Raw genomic sequence first — 21,427 nt, 5'->3', positions numbered from 1 at the left:
GGTGGCGCGGGACAGGCCACTTTACGGCGTGTGCATGATCCGGCGATGAGTGCCCCGGATCTCAAAGACGCCGGGATCGCCCACCGGGTTGCCCCTGTTCAGGGTGAGCGATGATGGAGGGGATCGGCCCCTGATCTCCCCCCTGGTTCGTCCCGGGGTTCTCCCGGAAAGGTCCCCCATGGCACCGCGCATCCTGCTGGCCCGGCACGGACAGACCGAGTGGTCGCTGTCCGGCAAGCACACCGGCAGGACCGATGTCCCCCTCCTGGAAGAGGGGCGCAGGGGCGCGAAACTGCTGGGCGAGCGGCTGCACCGGGCGCCCCACGAGGGCCTCGCGGACGTGGAGATACGCACCAGCCCGCTGGTCCGCGCGCGGGAGACGTGCGAGCTCGCCGGTTTCGGTGAACGCGCCACGACCTGGGACACGCTCATGGAGTGGCACTACGGCGCCTACGAGGGCATGACTCCCGCCGAGATCCAGGCCGTCCGGCCCGGCTGGCTCATCTGGCGCGACGGCGTCCCCGAGGGCGAGACCCTCGCCGAGGTGGCGGCCCGCGCGGACGAGGTCGTCGCCTGGGCCCGCTCGGCCGACCGGGACGTCCTGGTCTTCGCCCACGGTCACATCCTCCGCTCCATCGGGGCACGCTGGCTGGGTCTGCCGCTGGACTTCGCGGCGCGCATCCGCCTCAACCCGACGTCGCTGTCGGTGCTGGGCTGGGCGTACGGCGAACCGGCGATCGAGAGCTGGAACGACCTCGGCCACCTCGGCTAGCGGGCCGGTCCGAACAGGGCCGGGCGAGCCGAGTGGGGGGGGCGAGCCCGAGTCGGGGCGTCCCGGCCGGCGTCGTCGTCCGCGGCGTCCCCGACCCGCCGCCCGACGCCGCCCGACGCCGCCGGGGGGGTCCCTCAGGACATGCGCGGTGTCGAGGCGTGCCGCTCCAGGAACGTCGAGACGCCGCCGGCGCGCCGGTGCGGCAGCAGCACCCTGGCCGTTCCCGCCAGCATCGTCTGGATCCGGGACGACTGGACCTGGTCGAGCAGGTCCAGGACCCGCATCCCGGCGACCGCGGCCTCGTCGGGCCGCCCCCCGCGCGCGAGGTCGTCCGCGAACTCGGCCGTGTACAGGGCGATGTTGCGGGTGAAGTGCGGGTCCTGCAGCTCTGCCGCCCGCCCGGCGTGCCGTGCCGCGCGCGGCCACTCGCCCAGGGTGGACCAGCACTGCGCCGTGAGCCCCTCCAGCTCGGCCTCGCCGTAGAAGCTCATCCACTCGGGGTCGTGGTCGCACGGACCCCGGTCGTAGAGGGCCTGCGCGCGCACCAGGGCCTGTTCGCAGCCGCCCCGGTCGGCGAGCCCGGCCCAACCGCCCGCCTCGCGCAGCGCGAGCAGCGACATCAGGCGGGGCGAGCCCAGCGGGCGGGCGACGCGCTGTGCGGCCTGGGCCGCCCGCACGGCCTCGCGGGGGCGGCCGGCGTCGCGCGCGAGGAACGCGGTGTTGCAGAAGGCGTGCGCCTCCAGCGCCGGGTCCCCGGCCATCCTCGCGGTCGCCAGGGCCTCGGCGTAATGCGAGCGGGCGTCGTCGAAGCGGCCCGAGTCGTGCGCGAGCCAGCCCACGGAGATGGCGAGCTCCCCGGCGCCGGAGTGGAGCCGGTCGGAGGTCGTCTGCCGGGTGGTCCCGGCGTCCAGCAGCGCGTAGGCGGCGCGCAGCGGAGCGGCCGCGCGCCGGTAGAGGCCGTCGGCCCCGTGCCGGTCGTCCAGCAGCCGGATCCTGCGGACCGCTTCTTCCAGGGCGCCCGCCTCGCTCGTCCCCGCGCGGCGCCCGGGGCGGGCGGCCGCGGACGCGGCATGGGCGAATCCGAAGGGGCCCAGGGTGGCGACGGCCATGGTGGCGCCTCCGCCGGTCATGAATGCGCGACGCAGCACGTCGCTCTCCTCGTGGTCGTGGTGCGTGTCGTACGGGTTCTGCGTGTCATACGGCTCGTGCGCTCCACCCGTCTCACCCGTGTCCTGCTCGTCACTCGTGGTGCGCGCCGGCCGCGGGAAGTGCGCGCACGGCGCTTCCTCGGCGGTGCGCGCCCCCCGGCCGCGAACGGTCGAGCGAGGTGCGAAGCCCAGGTCGGTGAGCGTGCGGCCGGGGAACATGTGCAGGAACACCCGCTCGTACGCGTAGTTGGGGCAGCGGATCTCACCGGCCTCGACCCGCCCGATGTAGCGCGCGTCGCAGCTGACCCGCTCGCCGATCTCGCGCGCGGCCCGCCGCACGAGGGCGGCGAACTCGGCCGGTGAGCGGTGTCCGCGCAGCTGTCGGAAGGCGAGGTTGGGCCGTGGTGGCCGGTCGGGCCGAGGTGGGGTCACCGTTGACGACGCCATGGCCGGGTCCTCTCGTGCGAACCGTCGAACCATGCCGGAGCAGGGGTGAGGTGTCCGTGTGGCACCCTTGTTCCCGGCGGCAAGAACGTACCTGCTGTGATCGGGCCGTCACGCGGTGTTTGGCTACAAACCGGATATCTCATCCGTGATCTGCCATGAAATGCCATCCTTTGCGGCGGACTTCCGCCGTAGCCCTTGACGCCGTGTGACGTTGAACCTTGCGGAGTACAGGCGGGCTGCGCGGTGGAGGCCGGGATGGAGACCAGCCAGAGCAACGATCCTCGTACGTCGCCGGTGGCGGCGTGCGACTTAGTGACGGTGCCCACCCGTCAGGGGTTGGAGGCGGTCGACATCCTGCGAAGGGCGTCGTCGGCCGGGGACGGGATGGGACCCGTCCTGCACGACGACGGTGACGACACCCTCGGCTTCGTGGTGCCGGCCGGCACGGCGGCGGCCTGGGACGTGCCGGGCAGCACCTGCACCGGGACCGACGGCCGCGGGCTGAGACTCGCCCCCGAACCCCCGCCCCGGGGCTCGGACTGGCTGGTGCCGCCCGGTGGGGCGGACCTCGCGACGGATCCGGCGGTCCTGCGGCGGGCGTTGGGCGAGGCGGCCCGGCTGATCGAGGCGGCGGACAGCTGCCGGTGAGGGATCCCGTCGCCGTGTGAGGCGAGGGCCCCGCGCGGGGCGCGAGCGGTCGGCCGCCCGCACGCGCGCGTGCCGGGCGCGCTGTGCCGGCCGGGGGCACGGGGAGCGCCGTCGGCCTGCGAAAATGCTGTCATGGCAAAGTCCAGGAACACCCGGCGCGGGCGGGACGCCGACGCCGCCGACGTCGTCGAGACCGTGGACGGCGGGCTCGCCCAGCTCGTGCCCGACCGGGAGCGGCCGCGCGCCTGGACGCTGCTCATCGACGGAGCCCCCCAGTCGCACGTCGACCTCGACGACCCCTCCTACCTCTCCTTCGAGTACCAGCGGCGCCTGGGCCATGTCATCGACCTCGCCTCCGCGCCCGGCAAGCCCGTGCAGGTGGTGCACCTCGGCGGCGGCGCCCTCACGCTCGCGCGGTACGTCGCCGCCACCCGGCCCCGCTCCACCCAGCAGGTCGTCGAACGCGACGCCCCCCTCGTCGAACTGGTCCGCCGCGAGCTGCCGTTGGACCCCGGGGCCAGGATCAGGGTCCGGTCCGCCGACGCGCGGGAGGGGCTCGCCAAGGTGCCGGACGGCTGGGCCGACCTCGTCATCGCCGATGTGTTCAGCGGGGCCCGCACGCCCGCCCACCTCACCTCCGCCGAGTTCCTCGACGAGGTCCGCAGGGCGCTGAAACCCGGCGGGCGCTATGCCGCCAACATCGCCGACGGTCCGCCGCTCACCCATCTGCGCGGTCAGATCGCCACCGCGGCCGCGCGATTCCCGGATCTCGCGCTGGTCGCCGACCCGACCGTGCTGCGGGGCAGACGATTCGGCAACGCGGTGCTCGTCGCCTCCGACCTGCCCCTGCCGATCGCCGAACTGACCCGCCGGGCCGCCTCCGATCCGCACCCCGGCCGGGTCGAACACGGCCGCGCGCTCACGGACTTCACCGGCGGGGCCGCGCCGGTCGCCGACGCCACGGCGGTGGCCTCACCGGCGCCCCCGCCCTCCGTGTTCCGCTAGCGGGCCCCTCCCGCGGCCCTTCCGCGGCCCTTCCGCGGCAGCACCTCGGTCAGTACGTGCCGATCTCCACCCGGGGCGGCCCGTCGTGCCAGGTGCAGAAGACCGAGACCCGGTCCGCCCCGGAGGCGAACTCCACGCGGATCCACGACTGCGTCTTCCACACCTGCATGGACCAGCCCGCGCCCGGGGTGGCCGAGACGAGCGTCGCCGAGGTCCGGCCGAGGTCGAAGACGGCCCGGCCGCCGTCGGTGTCGTAGCTCTTGACGGTGCTCCCGGCCGTCGCGGAGGAGGCGGGGGAGGGGCCGGCCGTCGCCGTCGCCGTCCTCGAAGGCGCCGGCGCGGCGGGCGTGCGACTCGGGCGCCGGGACGGGCTGGCCGACGGGGTGGGACGGCTCGTCGAGGAGGCCCGGGGGCCCGGCTCCCGCGCGGTGGCGTCCGCCGCGGTGAGCGGCAGGGCGCGCGGCGGGTCGTAGACCGTGCCCGCCATCACCGTGTGGACGCCCCACCACGACAGCGTGACCGCCGCGCCGGTGGCGAGCAACCAGGCCAGTACGTGTACGAGTCCTCTGCGCATCGCGGGCCATCCTGCCCCACCCGTCTCACCCGTGTCGCACGGATGTGCCCCCGATCCGGTACGGCGCCTCACCGGTCGTCCACAGGAGCCGAGTTGTCCACAGGCCCGGATGGCGCTCGCCGGCATGGCGTAGGTTGCGGCGCATGGCAAGTGTGCTCGTGGTCGAGGACGACCAGTTCGTGCGCTCGGCGCTCATCCGGCAGCTGACCGACGCCTCGCACACCGTGCGCAGCGTGGGCACGGCGTTGGAGGCGCTGCGCGAGGTCGCCCATTTCCGCTTCGACGTGGTCGTGCTCGACCTCGGCCTGCCCGACCTGGACGGCTCCGAGGCCCTGAAGATGCTGCGCGGCATCACGGACGTCCCGGTCATCATCGCCACCGCCCGCGACGACGAGGCGGAGATCGTCCGGTTGCTGAACGCGGGCGCGGACGACTATCTGACGAAGCCGTTCTCGGTGGAGCATCTGTCGGCGAGGATGGCGGCCGTGCTGCGCCGGGCCCGGTCCGGCGCCGGGGAGGCCGCGCCGTCCAGCGTCCTGCGCATCGGCGGCCTGGCCGTCGACCCGCTGCGCCGGCAGGCCGAGCTGGACGGCGTACGACTCGACCTCACCCGCCGCGAGTTCGACCTGCTCGCCTTCCTCGCGGGCCGGCCGGGTGTCGTCGTCGCGCGCCGTGAACTGCTCGCCGAGGTGTGGCAGCAGTCCTACGGCGACGACCAGACCATCGACGTCCATCTGTCCTGGCTGCGGCGGAAGCTGGGCGAGACGGCGGCGAGCCCGCGCTATCTGCACACCCTGCGGGGCGTCGGAGTGAAGCTCGAACCACCGGGGGAAGGGGCGTCGGCGCTGTGAGATGGGCTCTGGTCAAGGTCTGCCTGGCGGTCACCACCATGGTCGTGGTCGCCTTCGCCGTCCCGCTCGGGCTGGTCGTCAAGGAGATGGCCCGTGACCGCGCCTTCTCCAACGCGGAACGGGAGGCCGCGGTGGTGGTGCCGGCGCTGTCCATCACCACCGACCGCGATCAGTTGGAGCGGGTGGTGGCCTCCGCCGGCTCCGACGACGGCATGGCCGTGCACCTGCCGGCGGTCGACGGCCGGCCGGCCGTCGACCTCGGCCGGCAGCGCGCCGCCGCCTCGGACGTCGCGGCCGTGCGGAAGCTGGGCCGCGCCTCCACGACGGACGTCCCGGGCGGGTCCGCGCTGCTCCAGCCCGTCGCGCTGAGCCTGGGGACCGTGGTGATCGAGGTGTACGTCCCCGAGTCCGCGATGAGCAACGGGGTCGGCACGGCCTGGGCGGTGCTGGCGGCGGTCGGTGTCGCGCTGGTCGTCGGCTCGGTCGCGGTCGCCGACCGGCTCGGCGTCCGCATGGTGCAGCCGGCCAGGCGGCTCGTCGAGGGCGCGCACGAACTGGGGGAGGGCAAGCTCGGCGCGAGGGTGCCGGAGGAGGGGCCGAACGAACTGCGCCTGGCGGCGGTCGCGTTCAACTCGATGGCCGATCAGGTGGTGCAACTCCTGGCCAATGAAAGGGAGTTGGCGGCCGACCTGTCCCACCGTCTGCGTACCCCGCTCACCGTCCTGCGGCTCAACGCGGCCTCTCTCGGCGACTCCCCGGCCGCCGAGCAGACCCGTACGGCGGTCGCCCAGCTGGAGCGCGAGGTCGACACGATCATCCGCACCGCCCGGGAGGCGAAACCGCAGACGGCCGCACCCGGCCCCGGCGCCGGGTGCGACGCGGCCGAAGTGGTGCGCGAGCGCATGGCGTTCTGGTCGGCGCTCGCCGAGGACGAGGGCCGCAAGGTGCGCACGGCCGGCGTCGACCGACCGGTGCGCATACCCGTGGCCCGAGCGGACCTGGCTGCCGCCCTCGACGCCCTCCTCGGCAACGTCTTCCGGCACACCCCGGAGGGCACGGCCTTCGCGGTCGACGTCCACAACGGCGACGACGCGGTGATCGTCCTCGTCTCGGACGCGGGCCCCGGCATACCCGACCCCGAGGCGGCGATGGCCCGCGGCCGCGGCTCGGGGGCGGCCGGCTCCACGGGCCTCGGCCTGGACATCGTCCGCCGTCTCGCGGAGTCGACCGGCGGCGACGTCCGCATCGGCTCCTCGGTGCTGGGCGGCGCCGAGGTCCGCGTCTGGATACAGCTGGACGGCCGTGAACCGGTGCGCAGGGGCCACCGGGGCGCCGTCCGACGCCGCAGACGCCTGGCGGTCGGGTGACGGAGGGACCGGGTCGTGCTGCTCCACGAGGGGTGGACAGGTCTCGACCTTTAACCGGTCCCGATGCCTTCCTTAAGCGCGGCCTAAGATCCCCGACCCCTGTCCCTGTCAGGCTCTTTGTCCCTTTCGCCGTCGCTAGCGTGCTGCCGCACCCCACCTCCGGGAACCCCCGTGAACAGCGAAGGCAGGCACGTCATGAGCACGCACCGGCGCAAGATCAGCGGCAGGAACAAGGTCATCGGGGGCGCGGTCGCCGCAGCCGTGGCGGGCGGCGGGGTCGCGCTCGTCACCGGCACCGCGCACGCGGCCGGGGTCGGGGCGGCGTACACCAGGACCAGTGACTGGTCGACGGGATACACCGCCCAGTACGTGGTGACCAACGACGGCGCCGGGGCCGAGACCGACTGGAAGCTGGAGTTCGACCTGCCGGCCGGGGCGAAGCTCGGTTCGCTGTGGAACGGGACGGCGAGCGTCGCCGGGCGGCACGTCACCGTGACACCGCCGAAGTGGGACGCCGACGGGCTCACCGCCGGGGAGTCCGTCACCGTCGGGTTCGTGGTCGACGGCGCCGGGGACCCGGTCGGCTGTCTCGTCGACGGGGCCAGGTGTTCGGCCGACGGCGGGGCGACCCCCGAGCCGAGCGGGCGGCCGACGGCGTCCACCGCACCCTCCACCGCCCCCACCGCCTCGCCCACGTCCGCCCCCACGTCCACCGCGGCCCCCACCGCTCCCGTCCCTCCCTCCCCGGGCGCGAGCGGCGGTCCCGGGGCCGGCACCCCCGCCTCGGCCGGCTTCGCCCCCTACGTCGACACCTCCCTCTACCCCGCCTTCGACCTCCTCGCGAACGTGAGCGCGACCGGCGTCAAGGACTACAACCTCGCGTTCGTGACCGACGGCGGCGGCTGCACGCCGAAGTGGGGCGGGGTGAGCGACCTCGCGAGCGACGGCGTGGCCGCACAGATCGGGGCGCTGCGCGCCAAGGGCGGCGACGTGCGGGTCTCCTTCGGCGGAGCCTCCGGTTCCGAGCTGGCCACGACCTGCTCCTCGGCGGACGCTCTGGCGGCCGCGTACGGGAAGGCGGTCGACGCCTACCGGCTCACCAAGGTCGACTTCGACGTGGAGGGCGGGGCGCTGGCCGACGCCGCCGCGAACACCCGGCGCGCCCAGGCCATCGCCAGGCTCCAGCGGCAGCATCCGGGCCTGGACGTGTCGTTCACCCTGCCGGTCATGCCCGAGGGGCTGACCCAGGCCGGTGTGAGTCTGCTCGCAGATGCGAAGGCCGACAACGTGAGCATCGCCACTGTCAACATCATGGCGATGGACTACGGTCCCGCGTACAGCGGTGACATGGGCGCCTATGCCGAGCAGGCGGCCACCGCCACCCAGGCCCAGGTCAAGAGTGTGCTCGGGTTGAGTGACAGTGCCGCGTGGCACACCGTCGCCGTCACGCCGATGATCGGCGTGAACGACGTCTCCTCCGAGGTCTTCAAGGTCGAGGACGCCGCCCAGCTCGTCGCCTTCGCGAAGTCGACGGGTCTGGGATGGCTGTCGATGTGGTCGGCGACGCGGGACAAGCAGTGCGCGGGCGGCGCCAAGGGCTCCGCGGACGCCACCTGCAGCTCGATCCTCCAGGCGCCTTCCGCCTTCTCGAAGGCCTTCGCGGCCTTCAAGTGACCGGTCGCAGCCGCCGGTTGATCAAGAATGTGGAGAACAAGTGATCAAGGTGTGTCGATTACGTTTCGACAAATGAAAGCGACGGCTCTTGACGCATGACCGGACATGCGGCTGTTATTGCGCCACCTCGTGTTCGGTCGAGTTGATTTCTGATCGATTGTGATCAGCTTTCAGTCGCCCTCATGGCTGAACCTCGCGTCAGGAGCCGTTCATGCATCACCTTTCCCCCTCCGGCCGTCTCTCCCTCCCCTCCCCGAGCCGCCGCACGCTGCTGCGCGGCATAGGCGGGGCGGCCGTCCTGGGCGCCGGAATGCCGCTGCTGTCCGCTTGCGGCTCCAGTGGCTCGGCCGCCGACCCGAAGACCGTCTCCCTCGGCTCCAACGCCTCAGACGCGGTGCCGAAGAAGGCCTTCGCCGAGATCTACGCGGCCTTCAAGAAGCAGTCCGGGATCTCGGTCGACGTGAACACCAAGGACCACAACACGTTCCAGGAGCAGATCAACTCCTACCTCCAGGGCACCCCGGACGACGTGTTCAACTGGTTCGCCGGCTACCGCATGCAGTTCTTCGCGGCCAAGAAGCTCGCCTCGCCGATCGACGACGTGTGGCAGAAGATCGGGGGCAACTTCCCCGACGCGATGAAGCAGCTGTCCAAGGGCGAGGACGGCAAGTACTACTTCGTGCCGCTGTACACGTACCCGTGGGCGCTCTTCTACCGCAAGAGCGTCTTCCAGCAGCACGGCTACCAGGTCCCCACCACCTGGGACCAGCTGGTCACCCTGTGCAAGCAGATGAAGAAGGACGGCCTGGTCCCGATCGCCTTCGGCGACAAGGACGCCTGGCCGGCGATGGGCACCTTCGACCAGATCAACTTCCGCCTGAACGGCTACGACTTCCACAAGTCCCTGATGGCGGGCAAGGAGGCGTGGACGGACCCGAAGGTGAAGGCGGTCTTCGACCACTGGGCCGAGCTGCTGCCCTACCACCAGGACGGGTTCATGGGCCGCACCTGGCAGGACGCCGCGCAGACGCTGGTGTCGAAGAAGGCGGGCATGTACATGCTGGGCTCGTTCGTGGCGCAGCAGTTCACCGACAAGGCCGACCTGGACGACCTCGACTTCTTCGCCTTCCCGGAGATCAACTCCGCCTACGGCCAGGACACCGTCGAGGCCCCCACCGACGGCTTCATGGTCAGCAAGGCCCCGAAGAACCACGACGGCGTCGTCAAGCTTCTGGAGTTCCTGGGCACGCCGGAGGCCGAGCAGATCTACCTGAAGGCCGACTCCAGCGTGGTGGCCGCCTCCAGCAAGGCCGACACCTCGTCGTACACGACGCTGCAGAAGAAGGCGTACACCATGATCAGCGAGGCCAAGAGCCTCACCCAGTTCATGGACCGCGACTCCCGCCCGGACTTCACCTCCACGGTGATGCAGCCAGGCCTGCAGAAGTTCCTGCAGAACCCCAAGGGCGTCGACAGCCTGCTGTCCTCGATCGAGCGCCAGAAGAAGACGATCTTCGCATCCTCATGAGCATCGACACCTCCTCGACGAGCCCGGAGGCGGCCCCCGCGCCGCCTCCGGGCCCCGCGCCTGCCGACACGCGGGTCCCGCAGGGGCACAAGCGCCTGCTGACCCGCCGTGACCGCGTCACGCTCGCCTTCATGGCCGGCGTGCCCACGGTCCTGCACGTGGCCCTGGTCTGGGTCACCGCCCTCGCCTCGATCGCCCTCGCCTTCACCACCTGGGACGGCATCGGCTTCGACTCCATCAAGTGGGTCGGCCTGGACAACTTCAAGCAGTTGTTCACCGACAACCCGCAGTTCTGGCCCGCCGTCGAGCACAACGTCATCTGGTTCGTCGTGCTCATCCTGATCCCGACCCCGCTCGGCCTGTTCCTGGCCATGCAGCTGGACAAGAAGATCCGTTTCAGCCGGGTCTACCAGACCGCGTTCTTCCTGCCGGTCGTCATGTCGCTGGCGGTCACCGGGTTCGTCTGGCAGCTGATCTACAACCCCGACACCGGCCTGATCAACAGCCTGATCGGGGCCAACAAGCCCGGCCACTACATCGACTGGATCGGCGACCCGCACCTGAACCTGTGGGCCGTGCTGGTCGCCGCGTCCTGGCGGCACACCGGCTACATGATGATCCTCTACCTGGCCGGCCTCAAGGGCGTCGACCCGTCCCTGCGCGAGGCCTCCTCGCTGGACGGCGCGAACGAGTGGCAGACGTTCAAGAACGTCATCTTCCCCACCCTGCGCCCGACCAACACGGTCGTGCTGGTGGTCACCATCATCGAGGCGCTGCGCGCCTTCGACCTGGTCTTCGTCTTCAACAAGGGCGCCCAGGGCACCGAGCTGCTGTCGATCCTGATCACCAACAACATCATCGGCGAGTCCAGCCGGATCGGATACGGCTCCGCGATCGCCGTCGTCCTGCTGGTCATCTCCCTCGCCGTGATCATCCCGTACCTGATCGCGACCTTCCGGAAGGAGCGGCGCGCATGAGCACGGCCCTCGCGGCGAAGAAGCGCGCCCCCGTCCGCCCGGCGCGCGTCCTGCTGCACACCTTCCTCGTCGTCACGGCGCTCGCCTGGCTCGCCCCGCTGCTGTGGGCGGTCTTCGCGGCCCTGCGCCCCTACGCGGAGACCAGCGACAAGGGCTACGTCTCCTGGCCGGACAAGCTCAGCCTCGACAACTTCAAGAACGCGTTCGAGCAGTCCGACATGATGCACTACTTCGGCAACACGCTGATCATCGCGGTCCCGGCCGTGCTGCTCACGCTGCTGCTGGCATCGATGGTCGCGTTCTACGTCAGCCGCTTCGACTTCCGGCTCAACATCGCGCTCCTGCTGGTCTTCACGGCCGGCAACCTGCTGCCCCAGCAGGTCATCATCACCCCGCTGTACCGCCTGTACCTCCTGGTCGACCTGCCCGGCGTCACCATGAGCGGCAAGCTCTACGACTCCGCGCTCGGCCTGGTGCTGATCCACGTGGCGTTCCAGTCCGGCTTCTGCGCGTTCGTGCTCAGCAACTACATGCGGATGCTGCCGCACGAACTGACCGAGGCCGCCCTCGTCGACGGCGCCTCGGTGTGGCGCATGTACTGGCAGATCGTGCTCCCGCTGTGCAGGCCCGCGATGGCCGCCCTGGCCACGCTGCTGTCCATCTGGATCTACAACGACTTCTTCTGGGCGATCGTGCTGATCTCCACCGGCGAGAACATGCCGATCACCTCGGCCCTGAGCAACCTCTCCGGCCAGTACTTCACCGACCCCAACCTGGTCGCCGCCGGCGCCCTGCTCACCGCGATCCCCACCCTGACCGTGTACTTCGTGCTCCAGCGCCAGTTCGTCAGCGGCCTCACCCTCGGCGCCAACAAGGGCTGAGCCCGTTCCTCCGTGAAAGAGACCTCCGTGCACCACCCCTTCACCCCGGTGGCCACCGTCCCCGTGGACCCGCGCCGCGCGCGCGTCCACGAGGAGGGGTGGCAGTCCTGGAGCCCGAGCGGCGCGTACGCCCTCGACGCGCGCCCCCACCGTCCGACGAACGCCAACTGGGCGACCGTCTGCTACCGCCCCGGGGTCACCGTCCCCGCGGGCGCCTTCCAGGGGGAGGGGCTGCTGGCCCTGGACCCCGGCGACGGCTCCCCGGTCCGCCTGTGGGCGGCGACGGACCCGGCCCGGGAGGTCCCCTCGATCCGGCTGACCGCCCGGGCGGGTCACGCCGAGGTCACCGCCGACGGACCCGTGAAGGAGTACGCGGGGGCGGAGGGCGCGGACGTCCAGGCCACCCTGGCCGACTGGGCCACGTCCTGCGGCCTCGCGGCCCCCCGCCCGGCGCCCACCGTCTGGTGCTCCTGGTACGAGTACTTCACCGCCGTCACCGAGGACGACGTCCACGAGAACCTCCGCGCCATGGACACCCTCGACCTGCCCGTCGACGTCGTCCAGATCGACGACGGCTACCAGCGGGCCCTGGGCGACTGGCTCACCCTCTCCGGCCGCTTCCGCTCCCGCGAGGGCATCGCGGACGCCATCCGGGCGCGCGGCCGCCGGGCCGGCATCTGGACCGCCCCCTTCCTCGTCGACCCGGCGAGCGAACTGGCCACCGTCCACCCGGACTGGCTGGTCCGCGACCCCGACGGCGGCTTCGCGCACGCCGGCCGCAACTGGGGCCACGACCTGCGCGTCCTGGACACCACCCACCCCGAGGCGGCGGCGTACCTGACGGACGTCTTCCGGACCCTGCGCGCCGAGGGCTACGACTACTTCAAGGTCGACTTCCTGTACGCGGGCGCGCTGGACGGCGTCCGGCACGACGACGGCGCGGACGCGACCGCCGCCTACCGCAGCGGCATCGCGCTCATCCGCGAGGCCATCGGCGCGGACGCGTACCTGCTGGGCTGCGGAGCGCCGATCCTGCCCTCCCTCGGCCTGTTCGACGCCATGCGGGTCAGCCCCGACACCGCCCCGCACCGCCGCCCCGAGGCCGACGACTACAGCCAGCCCGGCCAGGACCCGGCCGAGTTCACCGGCGCAGGCCGCCAGTGGCAGCACGGCCGGCTCTGGACCAACGACCCCGACTGCCTGATGGCCCGCCCGGCGGTGGAGACCAGGGAGCGGTGGGCCGCGCACGTGGCGGCGACCGGCGGACTCATGGCCTCCAGCGACCGGCTGCTGTCACTCGACGAATGGGGCGTGCACACCACGCGCCGGCTGCTGTCGGGAGGCCGGTGATGGAGCGCCCGCTGAACGTCCCCGGCATCGCCTACGGCGGCGACTACAACCCCGAGCAGTGGCCCGAGGAGGTCTGGGCCGAGGACATGCGGCTCATGGCCGAGGCCGGTGTGAACATGGTCAGCGTCAACATCTTCGCGTGGGCGCTGCTGGAACCCGCCGAGGGCGTCCACGACTTCACCCGCCTGGACCGCGTCCTCGACCTGCTCCACGCCCACGGCATCGCCGCCGACCTGGCCACCCCCACGGCCGCGCCCCCGGCCTGGTTCTTCCGGGCCCACCCCGAGGCCCTGCCGGTGGACCGGTACGGCCGCGCGCTGTCGTACGGCAGCCGTCAGACGTTCTGCCCGAGCAGCCCGGCCTACCGCGAGGCGGCGCTGCGGATCGCGGGCGTGCTCGGCGAGCGGTACGCCGACCACCCGGCGGTGGTCATGTGGCACGTCCACAACGAGTACGGCTGCCACAACGCGGAGTGCTTCTGCGACACGAGCGCGCAGGCCTTCCGGCGCTGGCTGCGGGCCCGGTACGGCGACGACCTGGCGGTGCTCAACGACGCCTGGGGCACCGCGTTCTGGAGCCAGTGGTACTACGACTGGGACGAGATCCTGCCGCCGCGCGCCACCGGCGCGGTTCCCAACCCGACCCACCGGCTGGACTGGCGCCGCTTCTGCAGCGACGAACTGCTGTCGCTGTGCACGGCCGAGCGGGAGGTGCTGGCAGCGGCCGCTCCCACCGTCCCCGCCACCACCAACTTCATGGTGATGTACAACTTCGACGCGCTGGACTACTGGCGCTGGGCGCCGGAGCTGGACGTCGTCTCCAACGACCACTACCTGCGTTCCACCGACCCCGAGTCGGAGATCGACATCGCGATGAGCGGCGACGTCGTGCGCTCGCTCGCGGGCGGCCGCCCCTGGCTGCTGATGGAGCACTCCACGGGCGCGGTGAACTGGCAGCCCGTCAACCGGGCCAAGAAGGCGGGGGAGTTGCGCCGCAACGCCCTCGCGCACGTGGCGCGCGGCGCGGACGGCATCGCCTACTTCCAGTGGCGGGCCGCCAAGGCGGGCGCCGAGCAGTGGCACTCGGCGATGCTGCCCCACGCGGGCACCGACAGCGCGATCTGGCGGGACGTCGTGGCGCTCGGCGCGGACCTGGGGGCGCTGGCGGAGGTGCGCGGCAGCACGGGCACCGCCGAGACGGCGATCGTCTGGGACTGGGACGCCCGCTGGGCGCTGGAACTTCCGTCGCAGCCCAGCGAGCAGGTCCGCTTCCTGGAGCTGACGAGGTCCTGGTACGAGCCCCTGTGGCGGGCGGGCGTCGCCGTGGACTTCGTCCGCCCCGACGCGGATCTGTCGGCGTACCGCCTGGTCCTCGCGCCGAGCCTGTACCTGGTCGACGACGCGGGCGCGGCCAACCTGACCGGCTTCGCCGAGCGGGGCGGCACCCTGGCGGTCGGCTTCCACAGCGGGGCCGTCGACGAGAACTGCCATGTGCGGCTGGGCGGTTACCCGGGCGCGTTCCGCGCGGCGCTCGGCGTCAGCACGGACGAGCTCTTCCCGTTGCTGCCGAAGGAGACGGTGGGGCTGAGCGGGGGCGGCACGGCGTCGCTGTGGTCGGAGCGGGTCCGGCCGGCGGGTGCGCAGACGGTGATCTCGTACACGGACGGCCCCCTGACCGGCGTCCCCGCGGTCACCCGGCATGCGTACGGCGCCGGCGCCGCCTGGTACCTGGCCACCCTGCCCGACCCGCACACGCTGGCGGCGCTGCTCACCCGGATCCGTGAGGAAGCCGGCGTGCGGCCGGTGCTCGCGGACGTGCCGACGGGCGTGGAGGCGGCCCGGCGGCGGGGGAGCGACGCCGACTACCTCTTCCTCATCGACCACGGCGGGACGGGAGCCGAAGTGGCGGTGGCCGCCGGGGCGGTCGAACTCCTCACCGGACGACCGGCGGCGCACGGCTCGGTGACGGTCCCGCCCGGCGGCGTCGCGGTGGTACGGGAGCCGCGCGGAACGTGACCGGGGCGCGAGGCCCTCTTGCCGCCCGGCCGGACGCCTCCTACCCTGCTCTTCCCGCGAGTGTCACCCGCCGGTGAGGGGAAGCGCGTTGGCCGAGGCGCCGTCCGAGGAAGAGATGCTCAAGGCGGTCGAGCGGCACGTCTCCCGGCAGGGCGCCGCCGCTCACCTCACCGTGCCCGGCGCGGCGGCGCTCTCCTGGCAGTCGGTCCTGGAGTGCCGCATCGTCCGTTCCGTCGAGCGGCGGACCGAGCGGCCGATGAGGGTCAAGGGCAGGCGGGGCGCGATCGCGGGCCGGCCGACGTACACCGACCTCGACACCCATCCCGTCGCCCCGCCCGACGATCCGGGGACCGCGCGGCGGATCGAGCTGGTGCGGGAGGGCTCGCCGGCGGAGGAACCGTGCGGCGACTGCGTCGACGGCAAGCGGGAATGCCCCGGCTGCGCGGGCCGCGGCGGGAGCCGGTGCGCCCGGTACGTCGAGTGCGACGTCTGCCAGGGCGGCCCCGACGCGTGCTGGGAGTGCGACGGCACCGGCCATCCGCGCACCCGCCGGGCCCGGCCGCACCGCCCTCGCACCGAGGGGGCGCAGGAGCGCGCCCCCTGCAAACGGTGCCGGCGCCCCGACGTGGCGTGCCCGAAGTGCCTGGGGGAGCGGCAGTTGAAGTGCCCGGCCTGCGCCGGCACGGGCCGGGCCGTCTGCGGCACGTGCAAGGGCGCGAAACGTCTGCGGCACGAGAAGTGCGGGGGCGCGGGCCTGTTCACCGTGTGGACCGAGGGGGTGATCACCCACACGCCGGCCCCCGACGGGATCAAGCCCGTCTACCCGCCCCTGACCCGGCTGAGGGCGGACGGCGCCGGGCGCTGGCACACGGCCGTGCTCTCCTCGCCCTCCGAGGAGCTACCGGAGTTCCTGGAAGACGCCCAGGCCAAGCGGATCGCGCCGCTCCTGGCCGAGACGGAGGGGGAGGTGCGACGCCGGGTGGAGCTCCGCTGCCTGCCGCTGGCCAGGGTCGTGGTGCGCACCGACCCGGACCGGGTCTACTACGCCTTCCCGGGGACCGCCGGCATCGAGGTGATCGGCCGTCCCAGCAGACAGCGCCTCACGGCCCTCGCCTGGGCGGCCGTCGCCGTCGCCGCCCTGGTCGCGGTGGTGTCGCTGACGCTGCTTCGGTGACCGGCGGCGCACCTCGGCCCCGCTGCCCGGCTCGACCACCCCCGGACGGCCCGGGCGCGGCAAGCCCCCACAACCTGCCGCGCCCTCCCCTCCCCTGCCCCTTTCCCCGGGCAGGTGGCTCTGCGGTCAGGCCGTCCCGACCTCCGGCAGGGTCCCCGTCCTTGCGGCCCGGCCGTACCAGATCGCGCTCGACTTCGGGGTGCGGGCGAGCGTCGCGTAGTCGACGTACACCGCCCCGAACCGCTTCTCGTAGCCGTACGCCCACTCGAAGTTGTCGAGCAGGGACCAGAGGTAGTAGCCGCGGACGTCCGCGCCGTCCGCCATCGCGCGGCGCACCGCGCAGAGGTGACCGTGCAGGTACGCGATGCGCTCCGGGTCGTGGACGCGGCCGTCCGCGTCGGGCTTGTCGTCGTAGGCCGCGCCGTTCTCCGTGACGTACAGGGGAAGGCCCGGGGCCTCCTCGGCGTAGCGCATGATCAGCTCGTGCAGCCCGGTCGGGTCGATCGTCCAGCCCATCTCCGTGCGTTCACCCGGAGTCTGGTGGAAGGCGACGTCGTCCGCGCCCGGCCAGGGGGAGTGGGCGCTCGCGCCGTGGCCGTCCGAGCGGGGCCCCCTCGGCTCCGCGTCCGCCGCCGAGACCAGGGTGGGCGTGTAGTAGTTCAGGCCCAGCGCGTCCAGCGGCTGGTTGATGCTGCGCAGGTCGCCGTCGAGGACGAACGACCAGTCCGTCAGCGACGAGGTCGCCGCCAGCAGCGTCTGCGGGTAGGCGCCCTTCAGGATCGGGCCGTGGAAGACGCCGTTGGCGAGGTCGTCGATCTTCCGGACGGCCGCGAGGTCCTCGGCGTTGCCCGGGGAGAGCGGGCGCACGACCGACGAGTTGAGGCTGAGCGCCACCTCGTTGCGGGCCGGCATGACCGAGCGCAGCGCCGAGGCGCCCAGTCCGTGCGCCAGGTTCAGATGGTGGGCCGCCTTCAGCGAGGCGGCCGGGTCGGTCCGGCCCGGTGCGTGCACCCCGGACGCGTAGCCCAGGAACGCGCTGCACCACGGCTCGTTCAGCGTGATCCAGTGCTCCACGCGGTCGCCGAGCGCCTCGCCGACGATCTGCGCGTACTCGGCGAACCGGTGTGCGGTGTCCCGCTCGGGCCAGCCGCCCGCGTCCTCCAGCTCCTGCGGGAGGTCCCAGTGGTAGAGGGTGACGGCCGGCTTGATGCCCTTCGAGAGCAGCTCGTCGACCAGGCGGCGGTAGAAGTCCAGGCCCACCTGCACCGCGGGCCCGCGGCCCGTCGGCTGCACCCGGGACCAGGAGACGGAGAAGCGGTACGCCGTCAGGCCGAGGTCCGCCATCAGCGCCACGTCGTCGCGGAAGCGGTGGTAGTGGTCGACGGCGATGTCGCCGGAGTCGCCGCCGGCCGTCTTGCCCGGCGTGTGGCTGAAGGTGTCCCAGATCGACGGCGTACGGCCGTCCTCCCGCACCGCCCCCTCGATCTGGTAGGCGGACGTCGCGGCGCCCCAGAGGAAGGACGGAGGAAAGGCCGCGGTCATCAGGTCGGACATGAAGTCGCTCCCGTGAGTCGGGTGAGCGCCCATTATGCATGGGAGCGCTCCCACGGCAAAAGGGGGGCGCGGGAAGGAGGAGGGGAAAAGGTCCGGTCCTGCGCCGCGCATTCCGTCGGCGCGGGCGCGGCCTCGTTCCGGGTTCCCCTCCCGCGCGCCCGCGCGCCGCAGCCGGAATCCGCCCTCCGCATCCCGGCCCCGTCGGTCACGTCGATTCCCGCACCGCCCTGCGGCGCCTCGCTCCGGTGCGGCGCGGGGCTGATCGTTCACCTTCCGGCGGCCCCGGTGAACTCGCCCCGTTCCGGGCCGGAAAAACCGGGCGCGGACGCCGGCGGGCGGCGCCGGGCTCCCGTGCCGCGCGCCGATCCGTTCGTGACCTGCGTGATTCCTGCGGGGGGCCGGGTGATGTCAGGGCGGGTGATCCCGTCCGGTGCGACACATTCACGTGACGCAGAGAACACGCTTGCGCAACAACGCCGTTTTCAAGTCTTGACACCCGGTCCGGCAGCAAGGAGTCTTCCGGCATGCCGCGTGGGAGCGGTCCCACGGACGGTCGGGGGCCCTCTCCTCCGTGAACCGAACCACCAACAGCCCTTCCCTCTGACGCACATGGCGCACCGTTGACCAGCACGTTTTCACCGCACGCCATGTGCTGTGGCTGGCCACCGCTCGAATCGAGAGGGCAGGTCGGGAGCGTCGAACCCCGGCGGTCCGATTCCTGAGATCCCGTTCCCCACTGGAACAAGGAGTAGTGGAATGCGCATCACCCGTACCAGCGGCGGTCGCGGCCGCAGAGCAGCGGCCCTGACCACCACGGTCTTGACGGCCTCGGCGCTGCTGCTGACCGGCTGCAGCGACGACGGCGGCTCGGACGCCTCGGACTCCAACGGGAACATCACTCTCAAGGTGGCCGACTTCGGGCAGTTCGGCTACAAGGAAGCCGGTCTGTTCGCGAAGTACCACACGTTGCACCCGAACATCACGGTGACGGAGGAGACGACCGCCAACGAGCAGGACTACTACCCGAAGCTTCTTCAGCAGCTGAACACGGGCAGCGGTCTGGCGGACGTCACCGGCATCGAGGTCGGTCGCATCAAGGAGGTCACCGACACCCAGGCGGCCAAGTTCACCGACCTGAGCAAGACCATCAACGTGGCCGACTGGGTCTCCTGGAAGGAGAAGCAGGCCACCGCGAAGGACGGCACGGTCATAGGCGCCGGCACCGACATCGGCCCGATGTCCCTGTGCTACCGCAAGGACCTGTTCGCGCAGGCGGGCCTGCCGGCCGACCGCGAAGCCGTCGCGAACGCGGTGAAGGGCGGCTGGGAGGACTACATCAAGCTCGGCGAGAAGTTCAAGGCGAAGGCGCCCGCCGGCACCTTCTTCATGGACTCCGCGAGCGCCATGTACAACGCGGTCGTCGGCTCCTCCCCGAAGCAGTACTACGACGCCGACGGCAAGGCGGTCTACAAGGACAGCCCCTCCGTGCAGCAGGGCTGGAACCTCTCCGCCGAGGCCGCGTCGAAGAAGCTGACCCAGGGCCTGCCGCAGTTCACCGACCCCTGGAAGGCGGCGCTGCGCAAGGGCACCGTGGCCACGGTGGCGTGCCCCGCCTGGATGGCCGGCCAGATCTCCATCAACTCCGGTGACGCCTTCAAGGGCAAGTGGGACATCAGCCGCGCGCCCGGCGCCACCGCGGCCAACTGGGGCGGCTCCTTCCTGGCCGTGCCCAAGGGCGGCAAGCACACCAAGGAGGCCACCGAGCTGGTCAAGTGGCTGACCGCTCCCGAGCAGCAGGCCGCCGTGTTCAAGGCGATCGGTGTCTTCCCCTCCAACAAGGGGGCCTACGAGCTCGCCGACGTCAAGGACGCGAAGCTCCCGTACTTCAACGACGCCCCGATCGGCCAGATCTACGCCGAGGAGGCCAAGGCCATCCCCGAGACGGTGCTCGGCCCGAAGGACGCCACGATCAAGGACACGATCTCCACGCAGATCAACAACATGGAGAAGCGCGGCACCAAGCCCGATGACGCGTGGAAGGCCGCGACCGACACGATCGACAAGGTGATCGGCTGACATCCGCCGGTGCGGGCGGCCCCACGGGCCGCCCGCACCGCGCTGCGGCGCGCGGGGCCCTGCTGCGGCTCCCGCGCCGCGGGCGCGGAGGTGGTCCCCACCAGGTCGGCCGTCCGGCGCCGGTCTGCTCCGCGGCGTCCGGGCGTCCGGCAGACACCCGCCGGACGTCGCGGCACCGGGTCGCGCGGGGTCGGCGACCGGAGCCCGACGGCGCGGCACGAGCCGCGTGACAGGCTCCGCGCGGGCGGGAGGCGCCACGGCGCCGCCGGAACGCGGGCCGCTCGCCACCGCACCGATCCGCGCGGGCGGCGGGACCGGCGTCCGGCCCGTGAGCCCGCCTTCCGCCCCTACCCGGCCCAGCTCTCCAGGGAAGGACTCCCTCCGTGGCAACGACAACCCCCACACGGGGTGCCCACACCCCGCCACCCGGCGGCTCCGGCGTCACGTCGAACGGACCCAGCGCGTGGCGTACGCGGCTGTGGCGCCTCGACGACAAGGCGTCGCCGTACGCGTACATCGCCCCCTTCTTCCTCATCTTCGGCGCGTTCGGGCTCTACCCGCTCCTGTACACGGGCTGGATAGCCCTGCACCGGGTGGAGATGACGGGCCTCGACCAGTCCGAGTGGGTCGGCTGGGACAACTTCGCCAAGATCCTCCAGGACTCCGAGTTCTGGACGGCCGTCACGAACACCTTCGTGATCGGCGTCATCTCCACCGTCCCGCAGCTGCTCGTGGCGCTGGGCCTGGCCCACCTGCTCAACTACAAGCTGCGCGCGAGCACCTTCTGGCGGACGGTGATCCTCACCCCGTACGCCACCTCGGTGGCGACCGCGGCCCTGGTCTTCGCCCTGGTCTTCCGGCCCGACGGCGGTCTGCTCAACTGGGTGCTCCACTTCGTCGGCTTCGGCGACACCGACTGGGGCGACGGCGAGTGGACGTCCAAGATCGCCATCTCCGTCATCGTGATCTGGCGCTGGACCGGCTACAACGCCCTGATCTATCTGGCGGCCATGCAGGCCGTGCCCACCGACCTGTACGAAGCGGCGTCGATCGACGGTGCGACGCGCTGGCAGCAGTTCCGCAAGGTGACCATCCCCTCGCTGCGACCGACGATCCTGTTCACCATCGTCATCTCGACGATCGGTTCCATGCAGCTCTTCGGTGAGCCCCTGCTGCTGCAGGGCGGCACGATCGGCGCCGTCGGAGGCAGCGAGCACCAGTACGAGACCCTCAGCATCTATCTCTTCAACTACGGCTGGAAGCTGGGGCATCTGGGCCCGGCGGCGGCCGTGGCCTGGGCCATGCTCGTCCTGCTGCTGCTCATCGCCTTGATCAACTGGATCGTCGGCCGGTTCGTGCGCAAGAGCGCGGCCTGACGGGAGCGAT

General features: G+C 72.1%; 17 protein-coding genes. 14 read left to right on the top strand and 3 right to left on the bottom strand.

What is annotated here, in order from left to right; all coding sequences use genetic code 11:
* Positions 1-178 precede the first annotated feature (178 nt).
* A complete protein-coding gene (locus Sri02f_RS03830) occupies positions 179-772 on the top strand; it encodes a histidine phosphatase family protein (RefSeq protein WP_108999621.1) in 594 nt (197 codons plus the stop codon).
* 134 nt (positions 773-906) lie between these two features.
* Here Sri02f_RS03830 and Sri02f_RS03825 read toward each other — a convergent pair whose 3' ends face one another.
* Positions 907-2,367: an NsdA family TPR-like regulatory protein gene (locus Sri02f_RS03825; protein ID WP_108999620.1), complete on the bottom strand. Its 1,461-nt coding sequence runs from the start codon at positions 2,365-2,367 to the stop codon at positions 907-909.
* A 255-nt stretch (positions 2,368-2,622) separates the two neighbouring features.
* Here Sri02f_RS03825 and Sri02f_RS03820 point away from each other — a divergent pair, with 255 nt between their 5' ends.
* On the top strand, positions 2,623-3,015 hold the full coding sequence (locus Sri02f_RS03820; protein WP_108999619.1) for a hypothetical protein: 393 nt from the start codon (positions 2,623-2,625) through the stop codon (positions 3,013-3,015).
* 132 nt (positions 3,016-3,147) lie between these two features.
* Positions 3,148-4,020: a spermidine synthase gene (locus Sri02f_RS03815; protein WP_108999618.1), complete on the top strand. Its 873-nt coding sequence runs from the start codon at positions 3,148-3,150 to the stop codon at positions 4,018-4,020.
* A gap of 49 nt (positions 4,021-4,069) precedes the next feature.
* Here Sri02f_RS03815 and Sri02f_RS03810 read toward each other — a convergent pair whose 3' ends face one another.
* Positions 4,070-4,594 carry a hypothetical protein gene (locus Sri02f_RS03810; protein ID WP_108999617.1) on the bottom strand — a complete coding sequence of 175 codons (525 nt, stop codon included), beginning with the start codon at positions 4,592-4,594 and terminating at the stop codon, positions 4,070-4,072.
* Between the two features lie 143 nt (positions 4,595-4,737).
* Here Sri02f_RS03810 and Sri02f_RS03805 point away from each other — a divergent pair, with 143 nt between their 5' ends.
* The 9 genes from Sri02f_RS03805 to Sri02f_RS03765 all read left to right on the top strand — a co-directional run bounded on the left by Sri02f_RS03805 (position 4,738) and on the right by Sri02f_RS03765 (position 16,411).
* Complete coding sequence (locus Sri02f_RS03805) at positions 4,738-5,445, top strand: response regulator transcription factor (protein WP_108999616.1); 708 nt, start codon at positions 4,738-4,740, stop codon at positions 5,443-5,445.
* Positions 5,442-6,812, top strand: a complete 1,371-nt coding sequence (locus tag Sri02f_RS03800; RefSeq protein ID WP_108999615.1) for a HAMP domain-containing sensor histidine kinase — start codon at positions 5,442-5,444, stop codon at positions 6,810-6,812. The genes Sri02f_RS03805 and Sri02f_RS03800 overlap by 4 nt, the downstream gene beginning before the upstream one ends.
* A 195-nt stretch (positions 6,813-7,007) precedes the next feature.
* Positions 7,008-8,486, top strand: a complete 1,479-nt coding sequence (locus tag Sri02f_RS03795) for a cellulose binding domain-containing protein (protein ID WP_108999801.1) — start codon at positions 7,008-7,010, stop codon at positions 8,484-8,486.
* A 211-nt stretch (positions 8,487-8,697) separates the two neighbouring features.
* Entirely contained in the window at positions 8,698-10,014 is a 1,317-nt protein-coding gene (locus Sri02f_RS03790; RefSeq protein WP_108999614.1) for an ABC transporter substrate-binding protein, read from the top strand.
* Positions 10,011-10,991: a carbohydrate ABC transporter permease gene (locus Sri02f_RS03785; protein WP_108999613.1), complete on the top strand. Its 981-nt coding sequence runs from the start codon at positions 10,011-10,013 to the stop codon at positions 10,989-10,991. The genes Sri02f_RS03790 and Sri02f_RS03785 overlap by 4 nt, the downstream gene beginning before the upstream one ends.
* Positions 10,988-11,872 carry a carbohydrate ABC transporter permease gene (locus tag Sri02f_RS03780; protein WP_108999612.1) on the top strand — a complete coding sequence of 295 codons (885 nt, stop codon included), beginning with the start codon at positions 10,988-10,990 and terminating at the stop codon, positions 11,870-11,872. The genes Sri02f_RS03785 and Sri02f_RS03780 overlap by 4 nt, the downstream gene beginning before the upstream one ends.
* Before the next feature lie 27 nt (positions 11,873-11,899).
* A complete protein-coding gene (locus Sri02f_RS03775) occupies positions 11,900-13,222 on the top strand; it encodes a glycoside hydrolase family 36 protein (protein WP_108999611.1) in 1,323 nt (440 codons plus the stop codon).
* A complete protein-coding gene (locus Sri02f_RS03770; protein WP_108999610.1) occupies positions 13,222-15,237 on the top strand; it encodes a beta-galactosidase in 2,016 nt (671 codons plus the stop codon). Before Sri02f_RS03775 ends, Sri02f_RS03770 begins: the two co-directional genes overlap by 1 nt.
* An 88-nt stretch (positions 15,238-15,325) precedes the next feature.
* Positions 15,326-16,411 (top strand): hypothetical protein, encoded by a 1,086-nt coding sequence (locus tag Sri02f_RS03765; protein WP_108999609.1) that lies wholly within the window; start codon positions 15,326-15,328, stop codon positions 16,409-16,411.
* A 126-nt stretch (positions 16,412-16,537) separates the two neighbouring features.
* Here Sri02f_RS03765 and Sri02f_RS03760 read toward each other — a convergent pair whose 3' ends face one another.
* Positions 16,538-17,965, bottom strand: coding sequence for a GH1 family beta-glucosidase (locus Sri02f_RS03760; protein ID WP_108999608.1), 1,428 nt, complete (start codon positions 17,963-17,965; stop codon positions 16,538-16,540).
* Positions 17,966-18,721: 756 nt separating this feature from the next.
* Between Sri02f_RS03760 and Sri02f_RS03755 the strand changes: the two genes are divergently transcribed.
* Both Sri02f_RS03755 and Sri02f_RS03750 read left to right on the top strand, forming a co-directional pair.
* Positions 18,722-20,041 (top strand): ABC transporter substrate-binding protein, encoded by a 1,320-nt coding sequence (locus Sri02f_RS03755; protein WP_108999607.1) that lies wholly within the window; start codon positions 18,722-18,724, stop codon positions 20,039-20,041.
* A 383-nt stretch (positions 20,042-20,424) separates the two neighbouring features.
* The gene (locus Sri02f_RS03750) at positions 20,425-21,417 is read left to right on the top strand and encodes a carbohydrate ABC transporter permease (protein WP_108999606.1); all 993 of its coding nucleotides are present in this window, start codon (positions 20,425-20,427) and stop codon (positions 21,415-21,417) included.
* Positions 21,418-21,427: the final 10 nt, after the last annotated feature.

Source organism: Streptomyces rishiriensis (genome assembly GCF_003112535.1).
In the GTDB taxonomy this organism is placed as follows: domain Bacteria; phylum Actinomycetota; class Actinomycetes; order Streptomycetales; family Streptomycetaceae; genus Streptomyces; species Streptomyces rishiriensis.
The sequence above is the reverse complement of the archived record's forward strand: the minus strand, read 5'-3'. Positions and strand labels throughout refer to the sequence as shown.

Bases quoted from the DNA above. Each gene is read 5' to 3' on its own strand.
- Sri02f_RS03825 (WP_108999620.1), bottom strand. From the start codon at position 2,367: ATGGCGTCGTCAACGGTGACCCCACCTCGGCCCGACCGGCCACCACGG.
- Sri02f_RS03805 (WP_108999616.1), top strand. From the start codon at position 4,738: ATGGCAAGTGTGCTCGTGGTCGAGGACGACCAGTTCGTGCGCTCGGCG.
- Sri02f_RS03790 (WP_108999614.1), top strand. From the start codon at position 8,698: ATGCATCACCTTTCCCCCTCCGGCCGTCTCTCCCTCCCCTCCCCGAGC.
- Sri02f_RS03770 (WP_108999610.1), top strand. From the start codon at position 13,222: ATGGAGCGCCCGCTGAACGTCCCCGGCATCGCCTACGGCGGCGACTAC.
- Sri02f_RS03795 (WP_108999801.1), top strand. From the start codon at position 7,008: ATGAGCACGCACCGGCGCAAGATCAGCGGCAGGAACAAGGTCATCGGG.
- Sri02f_RS03815 (WP_108999618.1), top strand. From the start codon at position 3,148: ATGGCAAAGTCCAGGAACACCCGGCGCGGGCGGGACGCCGACGCCGCC.
- Sri02f_RS03830 (WP_108999621.1), top strand. From the start codon at position 179: ATGGCACCGCGCATCCTGCTGGCCCGGCACGGACAGACCGAGTGGTCG.
- Sri02f_RS03785 (WP_108999613.1), top strand. From the start codon at position 10,011: ATGAGCATCGACACCTCCTCGACGAGCCCGGAGGCGGCCCCCGCGCCG.
- Sri02f_RS03810 (WP_108999617.1), bottom strand. From the start codon at position 4,594: ATGCGCAGAGGACTCGTACACGTACTGGCCTGGTTGCTCGCCACCGGC.
- Sri02f_RS03780 (WP_108999612.1), top strand. From the start codon at position 10,988: ATGAGCACGGCCCTCGCGGCGAAGAAGCGCGCCCCCGTCCGCCCGGCG.
- Sri02f_RS03820 (WP_108999619.1), top strand. From the start codon at position 2,623: ATGGAGACCAGCCAGAGCAACGATCCTCGTACGTCGCCGGTGGCGGCG.
- Sri02f_RS03755 (WP_108999607.1), top strand. From the start codon at position 18,722: ATGCGCATCACCCGTACCAGCGGCGGTCGCGGCCGCAGAGCAGCGGCC.
- Sri02f_RS03760 (WP_108999608.1), bottom strand. From the start codon at position 17,965: ATGTCCGACCTGATGACCGCGGCCTTTCCTCCGTCCTTCCTCTGGGGC.